We start from the raw sequence: 14,387 nt of genomic DNA, 5'->3' as shown, positions 1-14,387 counted from the left end.
CGAAGCGTTGTGAGGCATCAATCTCGTACTTGGCGTTGTTCGCGATATCGATCGCGTACTGCTTGTTCTGGACGGCAAGCGCGGAGACCTCTGCCTTCGCCGACTTCGCCGAGTCCGCAGCCACGAAAAGCAGTTGAATATTGTTCATGATCTGCGTGAACTCCGAAGGGCACCCAGGCCATCGCTGACATGGGTGATGCCAACGCGACTGAGACAACTGCGGCTTGGATGATGGATTTACGCTTGGGCATTGAGGACCTCCTTCAAAAATTTCATTTCCCAGTTGGCTTCACGAGAAGCCGCATACATGGCGAGCTGCTCGCGCTTGGCTTCCAGCGTCGTGGCTTCGTTGATCGCGATCACGGCGTGCGGCATCTTCGTGTTGACGAGTCGCGTCACGGTAGGCCGAACCAGCAGGTAGTCGCGCTTGGGGATCGCACCGGCCAGCAACTCCATTTGCGCATCAGTGGTACCAAACACGGAACGGAACAACTCGGCTTGCTCATGCACGGACGACTTCACCGCAGGCAGGAAGATCTGCGTGGGGATGTTGGTCACAAAACTCCCAATGTTGGGAAGGCGCGCGATCTCGTCGAGTGCTTGCGTGGCGAACATGACAAAGGCGCGCTTCTTGCGGAATGTTCGCAACCAGTCTTCCATCTTCTGCGCGAAGACGGGGTTGGACAGCATGTACCAGGCTTCTTCCACGTAGATCAGCGTGGGCGTGGTGCCGTTCAGACTGCGCTCGATGCAGTAGAAAGCGTAGTCCATGAATGGGCTGGCCAGCTGGGGCGTCTCCAGGATGCCGCCGCACTCCATGCAAACCATGTGGGTCAGCTTGAAGTTATCTTCGTCGTTGTCGAAGTAGTTGGCGTATGGGCCCGCGCCGTAGTCATCATCGGAGTCCGACCGGTCCCACATACGGAGCCAGTTTTGCTGCCAGGTCACGGTTCTCGCCGGCAATTAGCGCGTAGACCGCCGAGAGACGCCAAGCCGACTCCGGGCTTCGGCGCAGGCCCTGGATTGCCGAGAAGATGGTCGCACTCTCGGTTGGCGAGATATCGCTTCCGCCCGCCGTGATCAGCACCTCGATCCACTGTCGCAGGCGCATGTCGTCCTTGTTCTGCATCATGACCTTGACCGGGTTCATGCCGCGGTCGCGCCCCTTCGGGCCTGAGTCGATGTGCTTGCCCCCCCATCAGAACCGCGCCCATCATCAGGCTGTAGTCCTTGTCGAAGATGTACGTCTGAGCGGGCGTGTACTTCTGAAACTGAGCAATGAGCAGGGTCATCAGCGAGGTCTTGCCCGAGCCCGAGCCGCCGATGATTGCCGTGTGTCCAAGATCGCCCTCATGGGGGTTGAAGTCATAGGACACGCCGTAGGGCGTTAGGAACCTGCACAGCGGTGGAACCTCGCGGCCCAGCACGCGCGAGAACAAAGGGTAGCATTCTTCGCCGCGCGTGATAGTGCGGATAGGCGCCAAATCGGCAATGTTCGCTGAGGACGCCAGTTTCCAACGCAAAGTCGCGTTGGAGTTTCCGGGGAGGCTGGTCAGGTAGGCCGACATCATCCCCTGGCGTTCGCGGACGATTGTGAAGCCACTGCTGCGCAGCGAGCCCGCCAGTTGGTCTGCCGCAACCTCGGCTTGACGTTGCGTGTCGCCAAGCGCCAAGAGGGTCATGTTGTAGTAGCCGTAGGTCAGATCCTCGGTGGTGAGCTCGACCAGCGCATCCTGTGCGTCTTGGGCCAGATGCAGGTTGCCGGTGTTGACCTTCTCACTGACCTGGTCGAACAGCCTTTCGAACACACGCGTAACGACCGACTTGACCTCGGAGCGGTAGAACATCTCCGCGTCTTGGATTGCCTTCTCGGCCACCATGCGGTCCAGAAAGCGAAAGCACTGCACCAGCACATATTCGCAGTCGGCTCCCATCAGTCGATCAACGTCGTTGGAGTACGCTTCCCTTGGCGTTCCAGTGGTAGACAGGGCTGCCACATAGGTGGCCTTGGTGGGCCCTTTGAACATCAACTGGTCATTGCGCCGCTCGATGGTGTCTGCCGCCAGGATGGTGTTCAGGAATGGGGTATCTCCCACCGAGGCGACAGGTCCACGAGGCGATGCCAGGTTGGCGCGGGAATAGAGTTCCCCAGGAACTCCGCGCCTTCCATCCGGCGAAATCCCAAGTTGTTTTGCACTACCCCGGCGAACGAGGCAATCGCTTTCTCGAATTCCGAGGCCATCTCGGCGAGCTGACCACGCACCTGTGCGATGGCCCCCTTCTCGGTGAAACGGCGCTTGATGAGGCTAGCCGTGGCCTTGAGGACCTGCCCGTCGTGCTCTTGAATCTCGGCCGTTAGGGCTTCGAAGAATCGCTCCGACTTGTTCGGGAAGTTGTACGACAGGTAGATGTGCTGCCGAATCACTGCGTTGCGTTGCACCTTGCAGGCCGCGCCCCACTGCTCGTCGATGAGTCGCGCCACCGGGCTGGCGAATTCGGCGAAGTTGTAGCCGTCCGTGAATCGACGCTCCTGAATGCTCCCAGAGGGTCACGCGATCGGTGAGCGCGCGCAAGGCGATCTGCAGCTGGTTAATGCGCTGGTCAACTTCGAAGTTTTCCTTGCCCTCGACGTCCTCACCGGCGAAGGCAAACCCCGCCAGGAGCGAGCCATCCTGGCAAAGCACCAGACCAGGCGTAACCTGCCCGAACCATGGCAGGAGTTCAGCGAAACTTTTCGCGGCCTTGCGCGGCTTGGTGAAGAGGTCTTCGAATGAGAGCATGGCAATGCGACAGGGGAAGGTGAAATGAGGCACGCGCGGACCTAGCCGCGCGTGTGTTCAACGGGGCAATCCCTTGCCCAGCCTCGCGGGCGATTGTTGAAGTCGCTCGGCCGGAGGCGTTGCGTCGTAGACGTGGTCTTCGTTGAGGTAGTGAAGCAGGATGGCCATGAACTGGTCATCCTTCTTGGTCACCCACCGCGCGATCATGTAGAGGATTGCCAGGATTGGGTATGCCCAATACATCTTCGCCACCAGAGCAAACACACCGATGAAGACGATGCCTGCGAAACTCCCCTTCTCCACCCCCATGATCAGCTTGGGCCGGTGGAGCGAGATGTGGAAGGAACTGGTCCGCGACGCCACGACTTACTGCAGGCAGGCGCTCATGCCAGCGATGTTGTTGATGTAGCCGCTGTTGGCCAGGATGGAGCCCATGCCAAGGATCACACCGAAGATGATGCAGACCGTGATGATCTTGCCCCAATCCATCTTGGAGATCATGCCGAAGACCAACGTCACGACCACCACGATCACGAAGATCACGATTGCAAGTGGACCCTTCAGCCAGGCGACGATGCTGCAACCGAAGTCCTGGATGAATGGCACAGTGATACCCGAACCCTGAGCGAAAGCTTCGACGGGCATGAAAGCGGCCAGCATGAGCAGGATCGCTGCAAACAGAATGGGCAATTGGCCCGGGTTTGCGCGGCGGTTCATGAAGGGCGAGGCGAACAGTTGGAAGGAATTGGCAAAGTTCATGGTGTGACTCTCTGGGTTGACAAAGGGGGGGGTGATTGATGCAGGCGAGGTGCCCGGCTTCAAAAGTTTTCGATCTCGTATTCGCCTTTGGCGCGGTCGAATCCGTGCAGGCGGCTGACCTGTGAGACCGACCGCTTGCTGCCATCGCGGTAGATGAAGAACATCCAATCGACGGTGTCGGCGATGGCTGCGCGCAAAGGGTCGTAGGGCACACCCATGTTGGCCATCAGGAGCAGGTTCTCCAAGCGCGGGAAGCGCCTTGGGCGCGCTGTTGGCGTGAATCGTTGCAGCCGAGCCAGGGTGCCCGGTGTTGGCAGCGTCAAGCCAGTCGTAGGCCTCCGGCCCCCGTAACTCGCCCAGCACCACACGCTTGGGTGCATAGCGCATTGCTGTGCGCACGGCCTTGCGCGGCGTAACGCCCTGGTCCTCATCGCACTCGATGCGGACATGGTTGTTGCTCGAGATCTTCAGCTCCGGCACGTTCTCGATGACGAACAGGCGCTCATCGTCGGGAATCATGGAGAGGGCAGTGTTCAGCAGCGTGGTCTTGCCAGATGCAGTGCCGCCCACCACCAAGAAGGTTTCTCGCGCTGCGATGGCGTTGGCCAGCAGGGTCGCGTACTTCTCAGAGATGGTTCCTGAGGCGACATACTCCTCGATGGTGAAGACGCGCGCTGCATGGCGTCGGATACACATCGAAGGTCCCTTGACCGCAATGGGCGGCAGGATTGCCTCGACACGAAAGCCTGGCAGCGGGGCAGACAGGATCCGATTGTTCGATTTCTCGCCAACTTCCTTGGCCACCGTCGCGGCGATCAGGGTGATTGCGGTCTTGATCGTGCCGGCGCTCAAGCTCACCGGTACGCGCAGTTCCTTGCCCCGGCGTGAGATAAACACGTCGTCGGGCCCGTTTACCATGATTTCGTTGACTTCTTCGTCCTCGAAATACGGTCGCAGCATGTGAAGTGTGTCCTTGATCTGGTTCAGCACGCTTTGGCTGTAGCCGCCGCGCGTTCCCCGACCATCCGCACCAACAAAGACTCCTGAACTCATGCAGGAATTCTTGTCTGCGGTTTGCGTTTCGCTCCCCGCCCAACATCCCCAAATGGGGCCGTTGAACAGGGACACGCACCCTCAGCGCCCGAAGATGGGCTGCGAGTTGGAAACCAGAATGGACAACGGCATCGCAACGAACGCGGCCCAGGCCGGAGCCAGCAAAGGCGACAAGCTGAATGGCAGCACCAGGTACAGCACCGGCAGCGCGATCACAGGGATCACCACCATCCCGGCAAGCGTGAACGTCGCCTGGCCGCAGGGAGCCGAATTCGCTCATCTTGACGTTGCGCAGCATCAGGCCGTCATAGACCGCCGCAACGAAGAGCGGCGCCAGAAAGGCCAGCCAGATCAGCACGATGGCCATTCGCATGGCCACGATGTAGGACTGCAGTACCAGGCCCTGCATGTAGCTGTTGAAGAGGTTGCCCATCATTGCGCCCCCTGGGCCTGCGACCTTGCGGCTGAGCTTCTTGTCATCGTCCGAGAGCGAGGCGGTTTTGGCAGCGCCGGCCACCACCATCAGCGGCGTGCCCTCGAAGATCGAGTTTGCAAAGCCGACCACCATGTCGGCCGCACGCTTGCCCATCGCGTGCCTTGTCTGCTGGATTTCCCCGGTCACGAAGCGCTCCATGCTCTCGCCGGACCTCAGCAGGGGTGAGAGCATGAATCCCAGGATTGCTAGGACAAACCAGAAACCAAGGTGCTGGGAGTTATTCATAGGTGAATGCCGCGTTCAGCCGTGTGCCGCATGACGAAGCAGATAGCCCGTGTCGGTCGGGTTGGACAGGTGGGTCACCATGTGGGTTCGGATTCCGGCGATGGTCCCCTCGCTCGGAGCGGGGCTGGCGAACTCGACACACACGGTATCCACACCCAGGCGCTTGGCCCAGGTCGCAAGCGGCTCCGAGAACGGCGTCCACCGATGGGTGATGCCATCCAGATCCATGCCCGTGATGGAAAGGCGCGCGACATCGGCAGCGTGTTCGGTCAGACCGTAGAGATAGACGCCCACGATTCGACCCAGGAATGCCTCACCATTCTTCACGGCGTCGTTCGAACGACGTAGTGCTTCCGAGACGCACACGGCCAGCAGCGAGCGACCATCCTGGGCTGGCCAGCGCGGTCCGATGTACTCGGCCAGCTTGCGGGTCGCTTCCTTGAGGTTCGGGTGGTGCGCCCAGATCACCTGCGCAAAGGCCTCTTCGGGGGTGCCCTTGACGGCGTTCGTGATCCACTCGTCCTGGTCTGACTGGTGCAGCTCGCTGACAGGCCAATACACGGTGGCGTCGTTCTTGAGGACTTGCTGCGGACTGCGCGCCCGTGCCGCATTGAGGGTGACGATAGTGGTCATTTCTTTCGATACTTCTTGTCTTCGACGATCACGGGGATTCGGCCCTTGACAGTTCGCCACGGTTGAAGAACCCGATGTAGTGGAGGTCCTGCAGGCTCGGCAACAGCGAGCGCGGAAAGATCTCTTTGTCCTTCTCGGAAATCGAGGTGCTTGAATTCGCGGAAAACTCGAGCCCCACGTCCTCGGTCTTTGAGCCAATGCCGGTGGACTGGCCGCGAACCGTGATCGTTGTCTCGCCCAGTTTCTCGGTGATGAGCGCCATCGTGTCGGGGTCTTGGGTGGCACCCACGATCATGTTGTTCATGTTTCCAATGAAGCGCTTGGCGCGCGCCGTGTTGCCTTGGAACTTGTCCACCAAGTCGCTGAAGGTCTGTCCCAGCGCCCAGATGAAGAAGCCAGCGCCGCGGCCCTTGTTGGCCTGCTGGATGACCGGCGCGCACACTGCATCGCCCCATTCGTCGATCACCACATGCACACGACGGGGCTCTTCGCCCGTATCGGCTGCGGTGCCGTGGTTGTAGATCTCGGCTGCCACCGCGGAGAGTTCGGCCAGAGCCATGGTCGAGATTGCTCGGCCGACAGACTCGTCAGCCAACGTGTCTGTGCCGATGTACAGAATGTGGTTGCCCTCGACGATGCGCTTGCCATCCATGATGGGTCGCTGGTCGTTGATGTCGTCGTAGTCGGGCGACAGCAGCCCTTTGAGGTCATCCGTCGTGAGCTTGGTGAGCATTGGCGTGATCGACACGATCATCTTGCCGAACCACTCTCTGTTTGCTTCGAGAATGGCGATGAGGCCGCGCAGTTCTTCCGGCTTGATAGGCAAGCCCGTCAGCTTGGCCTGTTCCTCGTCCTCTGGCACCTGCTCTTGGAACACCTTGATCATTGCCGCCAGTTCTGGCGAGCTGGTCTCGATGGCGCCCTTTTGCGGCTTTCCGCCGGCGGAGGCCAGTGCATTGATCTGCTTCTCCCAATGCCTCATGCAGCCCCGGGCAATCGACCTCGAAGAACTTCTTTAGCGCTTGCTCGGTCAGTGCCTCGACCGCCGTGCGCGATTCCATCGCCGTCTTCAGCGTATAGATGGACACCCGGCGACCGACATACTTCATGGCGTTCGTGATCCGGTGCACCGCCATCCAGCAGAACTCTTTGAAGTTGTCGGCTCTCCTGGCTGTCCAGAACCATGGTGATCCGCGAGGCCACCTGGGAGACGCGATCCCAGTTCTTGATGAGGTCCAAACGCACCGACTCACTGGCGAATGCCGGGTGCAGCATCAGGAAGCGCTCAGGCTTGCCCGAAAGCAGGGCTGCCTGCCGACAGATCTCGCGCAGGTCCTTGTCGCCCTTGGGGTCGATCACGATCACGCAATCGCCGCGCATGGCCAGCTGGAAAATCACCAGCGCCGCAAGACGGGTCTTGATCGCACCGGTAGTGGCGATGATGGCGCAGTGCCCCTTGAGCGATTCGAAGGGGAGAACGACGTCTTTCTCCCCCATGTCCAGGCCATGAATCCACGGCAGTCCCTTGGACTTGAGGGGCTCGCGCTTGTCCCCGCGCCACTTGAGCCACCACGGCGGCGGGTACACGTCCACCAGGTCGCGCTTCATGATCTCGTAGGCTCGCTGTGTGTGGCGTGGCTCCCAGCGATAGCCCCAACCCAACCAGAGATTGTTTCCCAACTTGGACATGGAGCGCTGCAGCCTGGTCGCGGGCATCACCACTGTGGGCTGGCCAAGCAGCGAAAGCTTGTACTTGAGCAGGCGGTTGGCAGAAATAAATCGCAGGCCGGTCATGCACAGGGCGAGCAGCGTACACGCCACCAGCGCCGGCTTCGGTGCTTCAAGGGCGATGCTGACGCCTGCCATCCAAATGCAGGCGACTGCCCAAGCAACAGCCGCTCGGGCCTCGTAGACCGGGCGCAGCAGTTGCTCAAAACGCTTCTTCTCTGCCATGTCAAAGCCCCAATTTCTTCACAGCGAACCGCGAGAGCACGACCGCTTCCTTGGGCTTAGACCCCTCCGGAATAGCGACCTTGATTACCTTCAGCCCCGGCGTGGCCGGGGGGCTGTAGATCAGACCGGCTGCAGCCATTTCGCCCACCCAAGCAGGCACATCGCGCACGAGCGTGGCGAGTTTTTCCACCGTGATGGCCGCGCCGCTGTCCGTCATGCGCATCGACTTGCTGGCCTCTCCACGGTCACGCCAGGCCTTCATGACCTTGCCAAGCAACTCGATATGCAGCCGCTTCTTGATGTCCTTCTGAACTTCCTGCGGCACCAGGTCGCTGTACCGAACCTCAGCTGCCTCGCGAATGGGCGCAGCCGCTGCTGCGGCCAAAGGCTCTTCCTCGTGAAGCATTTGGGGGACTCCGCTTCCCACGGTCGGCTTCGCGAGCTCTGGGCCCTCGGAAATCGTCGCTAGGTGCGCTCCAACCTGGGCGTCCTGGTCGTTCGACTGTCGCAGCTCTGTGGCCTCTGCAGGCGAGTTCGGTGTCGACTCGGGATCGGCCTCGGGCTCCAGGGGCGCAAGTTGTGCTTCGCCACGGCGAATTTGTACTTGCTTCGCCGCCCCGGCTGTTACCTCGGCGCGTGCCAGCGGATCGGCCGCCACGATGGCGTCAAGTGTTTTGGGTGCCTGCTCGACATAGTCGTCCGCATCGAAGTCTTCAAGAACAGACAGCGGATTCCGAAGCCTCAGTGCCATGAGGATCTCACCATCGCCAGCGACAACCTCAACCATGCCGAGGCTCTCTTCCCCGCCTTGGGTCACCACCTGTGACGCCTTGAGCAACTCTGCAATGGTGATGGGGCTGGCTGGCCAGCCCGGGTACCCCTGCTGGACACCAAAACGCGCAATGTCCTCGATCGCATCTGGCCAGACGAGGTCACAGACCGGATTGATCCGCCTTGACCTTCTCCCCGTTGATCTTCCAGCCCGCCGATCCAAGCAGCTCGCGAATGGCGCCCACCAAGTATGGGCCCATGTGCGTGCCAACGATCTGGCGCCCGTACGCCTGCGGTCGTCGTGCTTCCTCTCGCCGGGAGATACGCTCCCAGATGGTCTCGATGACATCCAGACAGTTGCGCGCCTGCGTCGCACTGCCCGATGAGATCTCATACAAGGTCTTCACCAGTTCCGGCGAACCGTCTTCCAGCCATTGCAGGTTCTCCGCACCAACGATCGATGCGATCAAGGCGGACGTGTGGGTTGAAGGACCAATCTCCCGCAGCGACTCATCCACATTGGGCCACGTCGCAAAGATCCGCTGCACGTTGCTGCCTGCCGCCCACTTGGTGAGGCTGCCGAAATGCCGGCGCCATGTCGCGCCTTCCTCGCTGGTGATGACGATTGTGTCCAGCGACTTTCCCAGCGGATACAGGATGCCTGCGAGGAAGCAGACGTAGCGCCAGCGGCCCTCCAGTGCATGGCGGCGCTCGACGGTTTCCGCGCCGGTGAAGATTCGGCCATCCCCCGCCTGGTAGCTGTAGAAACCCATTTCGATGGCGGCGCGAAACAACCCACCCTCGCCAGAGAAGAGAGCGGTTGCAGTTGCAGGGAGGACATTGACCTGTTCAGCCAGTCTCAGCAGCGGCTGCTCGAATCTCTGCTCAAAAATGGCGGCGTCACTGGCCGCATGAAGCCGCAAGCGCCCCAGTAGGGCTTCATTTGCGCTCAGGATTCCCTCAGGCGTCGCAATGGCGAGCCCCCGATCAACCGGAGGGTACGCAGGCGGCTGAGCGACGTTCGCCGGCCGTGCGGCGCTCGAATTGCGTGCGCCACTTCCTTGCTGGCTTGCGCGCTGGGTACCGCTGATTGCGGGCGGCGCAGCACGCCTCAATATGGAAATCCACTTTTGGAGCATCCAGGTATTTTTCTACCCAACACCCCAAGGCCGACCCCAGCCTACAACCCCAAAAGTGCCCGTAGAGCGGGATCAGCCGACGCGGCGCATGTTCACGCGCGAGGCCCTGAAGGCGGCGATTCGCGCTCCGATCTCACTTTCTGCCTCTGAAACGCGCAAATCCTGCGTGACGCACGCCGGGCAGGCCGCCGGGCCGATGTGCAGGCGGCTCACTGGATGCTTGGTTTTGCATGTCCCGCAATGCCGCACCTCGATATCGCCGGCCTTGATGCCGTTGATAAGCAGGCAGTAGGTCTCGAACGTGATGCGGTGCTCCCCGCCACAGGGCGCGACATCGCTTCTGTACTTTGCATAGACTTCGATGCGCTTGTCCACCGCGCGCGCGTAGTTCGTTTCAACCTCTGCATGCTCACCCGCGCCGCGCGCTCCAAAGTGCAGTGCCATCAGGTAGGCTGCCTCATAGCGCTCGGCCGCTGTTTCCAGGAAGCGTTCTGAGGACGCAGCCTTCGATGGTCCCGCGCGGCCAGACTCACCGTAACGCCGCGGGCAGCCAAGCGCCGATTCATCTCTTCCTTCAGGCGCGGCTCGTGCACGTTGGTGCCGGTCAATTCGTAGATGAGCTTCGTTCGGGTGGTCAGCTCCATGAGAACGTCGAAGCGATCATCCCAAGCAGGGTCTTCGAACAAAACCTTGCGGTTTCCAGAGGTTACGAGTGCGCGACCGGTGAACTTATCCATGATGCTTGCTTGTGGTTGTAGAGCTTTGATAGGGAGTCAGAGCACGCCGGCTTTCGAACGCTTGGACATTCCCATGTACATGGTGCGTTTGGCAGAACTCATGTCGCGCGAGGCGGCCACGGTGAAAAATTTGTCGGCGGCTGCAGGGAGCAGCACCAGAGCAGGGTTTGCCGCCAGATCCCAAAGATCATGGGGAGCCATGCGAGCGAGATAGTTTGCCTCTGCCGAACCCAGGTCAAAGAGCACACAGCCCTGTTCGTGTGAGGTGCGCAATGCATCGAGCCGGACGGAAAGCGCCATGAAGGCCTCTTGCAGATTGGCGACCTCAAGTTCGCCTGGCTGAACCAGCGCCGCCGCCGTGGACGGCTTCAGCCCCTCGTGCAGCACCATGGTGAACAGAGGCGCCCTGGTGTCCGCGATGCGAAGCACTTCCTCTTCGCTCAGGACCGCGAGCAGCTCCAGAAGCGCATCCTGCTCGGGAAACCAACGGGCTACTACACGGGCGTCCATGTCTGCAGTACTGCGCGCGATCTGCCAACGGCGCATCAGCGCCTTGTAGTTCTCGGCGATGATGGAGCGTGTGTAGTTGGGCAAACGCCAGTCGCCAAAGAGCTGCGAGTTCAATTTGGCCGTAAGCATTTCTTCTCTCGTCGTATATTCGTCAAGTTCATCCTCCCTCAGTGCCGTCCACGTTAAAGTTTCCGCTCCCGCTCCCCGATATGCTGAGCTGAGCAAAGGTCCTGCGTTCACATTTGATCCTGCCATGGCTCGCGCCCGAGGCATGCCCCTCCATGTCTGCTATCGACATCCTTCCGCAGCGCTTTAGGGCCCGATTGCGAATTTCTCTCGATGAGCTAGGGTTTCCCCCGACTTTGCGAGACAGAAGTCGTGCATTGGCAGTCTCGCTGGGCGTTCACGAGAGCGTCACCAGCGAGTTCTTGGCCTTCAACGCCACGGCGCTCCCGGATCTGGACCTGCTGGCGAAGATTTCGGAATTGACCCGCAAGCCCATGGGCTGGTTTCTGGACGCTGACGGCAGTAGTTTCCCGGCGAGCACGCGGCTCGTCCACTCACTTGGCTCAGGTCCGGACTTGGCACTTTCACTTCCGGACGATCTCGGCAGCATTGCCGTCGACGCCGACGACTCGCTGTACTACCTCCGCGCTACCCGCGACATGGGCTTCGGCGTCCAGAGCGGCGACTACTTGATCACGATCGAGGTGCTCGTCCATCCGATGAACATGACGCGCAATCAGATCTACCTGATCGGCGCGAGTGCCGGCTTCGACTTACGCAATTGCGTGGCACAAAGCCCGCTGCGTGCAAGTTTCTCCAGCTTCGATGGCAAGCACACCCTAGTCTTGAAGCCAACCATCGCGGCCGCAGACCGCCGCGATTCGGATTTCGTGGAGAACGGCCTGGGTGAAGGCATGCATCATTTCTCACAGTTGGTGTGCGTACTCAAGGCGGGCAAGAACATCCCGCGTGATAGCAGCGCCTACCTGTTCTTTCTCATAGCCATCGGGGCGGAGCGCTCTGGCAAGCGCGAATAGAAAAAGCCACCCGTCCGTAGACGGGTGGCTTCCTTCTTCGTTCGCAATGGCTGTGGGCGCGCTCGTACTGCGCGGCCCACTGGTTGGCCATGTCCTGGCCTTGCGATGCTGCCTTGATGACGAGCACCCGAACGCCGTCCTTGCGGATGCGCTGAGCGAGCTGCTCGCCGTAGAAGCTGCCAGGGCGGCGAAACTTCTGCACTCCATCAACGACACCGACTCGCTTGCGCTCATCGTGGTCCGCAAAGATCACCAGGCGCCGGATTTGCGCCTTGAGGTCTTGGGGCAGCTCGAACTGCGCCATCGCTGGGCCGTTCAGGCAAGGCCATACAGGCACTCGGGCCGCATCGCTGCTGCAAGTCCGGTTTCGATGCCTTCGCACACCGCCAATGTGTCGCCCACGGGCTGCATCATGCGAATGGCGAAGGAGTTGATGCCCAGGCCATAGTCGGTCTTCTTGACCAACGGTACGGCTGCCTTGTGACCATCCATTGTGAGGAAGGTCTTGTGCAGCTGCACCACCTCACCCCTGGCGTCTTGCGCGAGCGCAAGCATCGCTGGGTACTTGCCAAGTGAAACCGGTCTGCCGCCCTCCGTCTCCGGTGGAGACCAGTACTCCAGGCCCGGGTGATAGCGCAGCATTTGCGGCTTCACGTCCAAACCGGGCACCCTGTTGCTCAGGTAGCGCGAGACCGGGTCGCCGGCGGTGATCTCGCGCGCTTCGCTCCAGAAACGCTGGATGCGCTGCAGGTTGCGCTGTGCTTGGTCGGGCGAGAGGTCGTTGGTCCTGGCCACACGCGCCTCGCGCGCAATGGCCTGGATCTGTGCCCCTGCACCGAAATAGCTTCGTACGTGGTCTGCCGCTTCGCGAAACGATGCGTATCCCATGTGTTCCATCAGCATTCGAAAGCCATTTGCGTAGCTTCCACCACGGTGCACTGATTCCAGAACCCCGCAGCCCGCCGTTCTTCTTCGCCCATCGGAACCGGTCAGTGCCTCCGCAGAAGGGGCACGGTCCAATTTCGCGGGCTGAAGAAACTCGCATCCATGCCTGCTGCCGTGAGGATGTCCGGCCAGCGATCGTAGACGAGGTCCTCTGCTTTGATGTTCACGTCCCAATCTCCAAAGAAACTGAGGCATGCACCGTCCCAAGGGACAGGCTCGCCCCAGTGGGTGGTTGAATGCAGCGAGAAGGCTGCGATCTTCGCAACTGCGAAAACATGCCAATTCTCCAGGGCCAGAAACGCCCTGTCCAATGTCGTTGACCACGTCTGGCGCGAACGCCAGGGCTTGTTTCAGCCCTCGAGACAAGGACTGAAAAAAGCCCCCCTAATACGGGGAGCAAGGAGTTGATGAGCCTCAGGCCGCGAGTCTCAGAGCGAGCTTTTCGCGAAACAGGGCTTCCATCGCATCGGGTAGCTGTTCGGTACAGCTGATGCTCGTCGAGTTGGGAATGAAGGCTCGGATGCAACATCCGATCCCCACCCCAATTACCTCGACGTCGTTCTCGTAGGCCTCTTCAAGGGCCTTTGCCAGCAGATGAGGATCGTCCGGACCATCGTCGGTCACGACGACCAGCACGTGCTTTTCCTTTTTCTGCCGCAGCAAGTCTTGCAACTCACGCGCCACTGCAGCCCCCAGGGGCGTGCCCCCGGTCGCGACCAGGTTGGCGCAGCGCCGCACTGCCTGCTGGGCGGGTTGTCCAAAGGTCTGCAGTGACTCGGTGATATCGGTCTGGGCCGGGAACATCGCCACCGAAGTGGAGACGTTGCCGAGTCGCTGCATCGCCAGGCTGAACGCAAGCGTTGCCTCTGCGGCCGTTGGCAGCACCTTCGCCATGCTTCCCGAGCGATCGAGCAGCACCTTGACCGCGGCATCCACGCCGTTGCGCTTTGCCTTCACCCGAAACACTTTCGTGTCGCCGAGTGAGTTCAAACGCCAGAAGCGATTGACAGCCACCTGGCCACCAGCTCTGGCATACGACGTAGGCCTACGGCGCTTGTCCTGAAGCTCTCGCAACAAGACGCGCACCAGCCGCGACTGCACACCGTCCAAGCGAACGTCAGGACACTACGCCCAGGGGAACTGCAGCGGCGAGCGCCGTAGCACCTGGTGTTCCGTTGGCGACACCCGATTGCTTTGCGACGCCAGTCCGCTCCAGCTGCTGTATCGCAGCCTGCATCAGCTCCTCAAGGTCTTGGCCGTCCTCGCCGACATCTGCCAATCGCTTCGGCAAGCAGACGCAGCGTTTGCTCGTCCACCCGCGTCTCCTCCTGCATCTGTTGTTG

General features: G+C 60.8%; 18 protein-coding genes and 3 pseudogenes. 1 reads left to right on the top strand and 20 read right to left on the bottom strand.

What is annotated here, in order from left to right; all coding sequences use genetic code 11:
- Positions 1–237 precede the first annotated feature (237 nt).
- The 15 genes and pseudogenes from AC286M_RS00710 to AC286M_RS00640 all read right to left on the bottom strand — a co-directional run bounded on the left by AC286M_RS00710 (position 238) and on the right by AC286M_RS00640 (position 11,185).
- Positions 238–948, bottom strand: a complete 711-nt coding sequence (locus AC286M_RS00710; RefSeq protein ID WP_488202545.1) for a putative type IV secretion/conjugal transfer ATPase — start codon at positions 946–948, stop codon at positions 238–240.
- The gene (locus AC286M_RS00705; RefSeq protein WP_488202544.1) at positions 945–2,096 is read right to left on the bottom strand and encodes a VirB4 family type IV secretion system protein; all 1,152 of its coding nucleotides are present in this window, start codon (positions 2,094–2,096) and stop codon (positions 945–947) included. Before AC286M_RS00705 ends, AC286M_RS00710 begins: the two co-directional genes overlap by 4 nt.
- Positions 2,075–2,482 (bottom strand): hypothetical protein, encoded by a 408-nt coding sequence (locus tag AC286M_RS00700; RefSeq protein ID WP_488202551.1) that lies wholly within the window; start codon positions 2,480–2,482, stop codon positions 2,075–2,077. The genes AC286M_RS00705 and AC286M_RS00700 overlap by 22 nt, the downstream gene beginning before the upstream one ends.
- A 112-nt stretch (positions 2,483–2,594) precedes the next feature.
- Positions 2,595–2,780 (bottom strand): annotated as a pseudogene (locus tag AC286M_RS00695) (hypothetical protein); the annotation flags it as partial.
- A gap of 57 nt (positions 2,781–2,837) precedes the next feature.
- Complete coding sequence (locus AC286M_RS00690; RefSeq protein ID WP_488202543.1) at positions 2,838–3,143, bottom strand: VirB3 family type IV secretion system protein; 306 nt, start codon at positions 3,141–3,143, stop codon at positions 2,838–2,840.
- Positions 3,144–3,146: 3 nt separating this feature from the next.
- A complete protein-coding gene (locus AC286M_RS00685) occupies positions 3,147–4,592 on the bottom strand; it encodes an ATPase, T2SS/T4P/T4SS family (RefSeq protein WP_488202542.1) in 1,446 nt (481 codons plus the stop codon).
- A gap of 325 nt (positions 4,593–4,917) precedes the next feature.
- A pseudogene (locus AC286M_RS00680) lies at positions 4,918–4,965 on the bottom strand (hypothetical protein); the annotation flags it as partial.
- 363 nt (positions 4,966–5,328) lie between these two features.
- Positions 5,329–5,946, bottom strand: a complete 618-nt coding sequence (locus AC286M_RS00675; RefSeq protein WP_488202541.1) for a hypothetical protein — start codon at positions 5,944–5,946, stop codon at positions 5,329–5,331.
- 28 nt (positions 5,947–5,974) lie between these two features.
- The gene (locus AC286M_RS00670) at positions 5,975–6,928 is read right to left on the bottom strand and encodes a TraM recognition domain-containing protein (protein WP_488202540.1); all 954 of its coding nucleotides are present in this window, start codon (positions 6,926–6,928) and stop codon (positions 5,975–5,977) included.
- Positions 6,925–7,899 carry a helicase HerA domain-containing protein gene (locus tag AC286M_RS00665; RefSeq protein WP_488202539.1) on the bottom strand — a complete coding sequence of 325 codons (975 nt, stop codon included), beginning with the start codon at positions 7,897–7,899 and terminating at the stop codon, positions 6,925–6,927. The genes AC286M_RS00670 and AC286M_RS00665 overlap by 4 nt, the downstream gene beginning before the upstream one ends.
- Before the next feature lies 1 nt (position 7,900).
- Positions 7,901–8,737: a hypothetical protein gene (locus tag AC286M_RS00660; protein WP_488202538.1), complete on the bottom strand. Its 837-nt coding sequence runs from the start codon at positions 8,735–8,737 to the stop codon at positions 7,901–7,903.
- A 94-nt stretch (positions 8,738–8,831) separates the two neighbouring features.
- Positions 8,832–9,809 carry a TraI domain-containing protein gene (locus tag AC286M_RS00655; protein ID WP_488202537.1) on the bottom strand — a complete coding sequence of 326 codons (978 nt, stop codon included), beginning with the start codon at positions 9,807–9,809 and terminating at the stop codon, positions 8,832–8,834.
- A gap of 72 nt (positions 9,810–9,881) precedes the next feature.
- A complete protein-coding gene (locus tag AC286M_RS00650) occupies positions 9,882–10,253 on the bottom strand; it encodes a hypothetical protein (RefSeq protein WP_488202536.1) in 372 nt (123 codons plus the stop codon).
- A complete protein-coding gene (locus AC286M_RS00645) occupies positions 10,253–10,546 on the bottom strand; it encodes a hypothetical protein (protein ID WP_488202535.1) in 294 nt (97 codons plus the stop codon). Before AC286M_RS00645 ends, AC286M_RS00650 begins: the two co-directional genes overlap by 1 nt.
- A 36-nt stretch (positions 10,547–10,582) precedes the next feature.
- Positions 10,583–11,185 carry a hypothetical protein gene (locus tag AC286M_RS00640; protein WP_488202534.1) on the bottom strand — a complete coding sequence of 201 codons (603 nt, stop codon included), beginning with the start codon at positions 11,183–11,185 and terminating at the stop codon, positions 10,583–10,585.
- Between the two features lie 152 nt (positions 11,186–11,337).
- On the opposite strand from AC286M_RS00640, the gene AC286M_RS00635 reads away from it, so the two are divergent.
- Entirely contained in the window at positions 11,338–12,099 is a 762-nt protein-coding gene (locus AC286M_RS00635) for a hypothetical protein (protein WP_488202533.1), read from the top strand.
- Here the strand turns inward: AC286M_RS00635 and AC286M_RS00630 are convergent.
- The 5 genes and pseudogenes from AC286M_RS00630 to AC286M_RS00610 form a co-directional block, all read right to left on the bottom strand.
- A complete protein-coding gene (locus AC286M_RS00630) occupies positions 12,059–12,403 on the bottom strand; it encodes a hypothetical protein (RefSeq protein WP_488202532.1) in 345 nt (114 codons plus the stop codon). The genes AC286M_RS00635 and AC286M_RS00630 overlap by 41 nt on opposite strands.
- Before the next feature lie 11 nt (positions 12,404–12,414).
- On the bottom strand, positions 12,415–12,987 hold the full coding sequence (locus tag AC286M_RS00625; protein ID WP_488202531.1) for a DUF7146 domain-containing protein: 573 nt from the start codon (positions 12,985–12,987) through the stop codon (positions 12,415–12,417).
- A gap of 61 nt (positions 12,988–13,048) precedes the next feature.
- Positions 13,049–13,144 (bottom strand): annotated as a pseudogene (locus AC286M_RS00620) (primase-helicase zinc-binding domain-containing protein); the annotation flags it as partial.
- A 314-nt stretch (positions 13,145–13,458) separates the two neighbouring features.
- Positions 13,459–14,130 (bottom strand): VWA domain-containing protein, encoded by a 672-nt coding sequence (locus AC286M_RS00615; protein WP_488202550.1) that lies wholly within the window; start codon positions 14,128–14,130, stop codon positions 13,459–13,461.
- A 31-nt stretch (positions 14,131–14,161) separates the two neighbouring features.
- Entirely contained in the window at positions 14,162–14,335 is a 174-nt protein-coding gene (locus AC286M_RS00610) for a hypothetical protein (protein WP_488202530.1), read from the bottom strand.
- Between the last annotated feature and the right edge of the window lie 52 nt (positions 14,336–14,387).

The sequence above is a fragment of the Thainema salinarum CENA647 genome (assembly GCF_057732415.1).
This window is presented reverse-complemented; position numbering and strand designations above follow the sequence as displayed.

Coding starts and splice junctions, on each gene's coding strand:
- AC286M_RS00685 (WP_488202542.1), bottom strand. CDS start 4,592: ATGAGTTCAGGAGTCTTTGTTGGTGCGGATGGTCGGGGAACGCGCGGC.
- AC286M_RS00645 (WP_488202535.1), bottom strand. CDS start 10,546: ATGGATAAGTTCACCGGTCGCGCACTCGTAACCTCTGGAAACCGCAAG.
- AC286M_RS00630 (WP_488202532.1), bottom strand. CDS start 12,403: ATGGCGCAGTTCGAGCTGCCCCAAGACCTCAAGGCGCAAATCCGGCGC.
- AC286M_RS00650 (WP_488202536.1), bottom strand. CDS start 10,253: ATGGCACTGCACTTTGGAGCGCGCGGCGCGGGTGAGCATGCAGAGGTT.
- AC286M_RS00675 (WP_488202541.1), bottom strand. CDS start 5,946: ATGACCACTATCGTCACCCTCAATGCGGCACGGGCGCGCAGTCCGCAG.
- AC286M_RS00635 (WP_488202533.1), top strand. CDS start 11,338: ATGTCTGCTATCGACATCCTTCCGCAGCGCTTTAGGGCCCGATTGCGA.
- AC286M_RS00655 (WP_488202537.1), bottom strand. CDS start 9,809: ATGCTCCAAAAGTGGATTTCCATATTGAGGCGTGCTGCGCCGCCCGCA.
- AC286M_RS00665 (WP_488202539.1), bottom strand. CDS start 7,899: ATGGCAGAGAAGAAGCGTTTTGAGCAACTGCTGCGCCCGGTCTACGAG.
- AC286M_RS00640 (WP_488202534.1), bottom strand. CDS start 11,185: ATGCTTACGGCCAAATTGAACTCGCAGCTCTTTGGCGACTGGCGTTTG.
- AC286M_RS00670 (WP_488202540.1), bottom strand. CDS start 6,928: ATGAGGCATTGGGAGAAGCAGATCAATGCACTGGCCTCCGCCGGCGGA.
- AC286M_RS00625 (WP_488202531.1), bottom strand. CDS start 12,987: ATGGGATACGCATCGTTTCGCGAAGCGGCAGACCACGTACGAAGCTAT.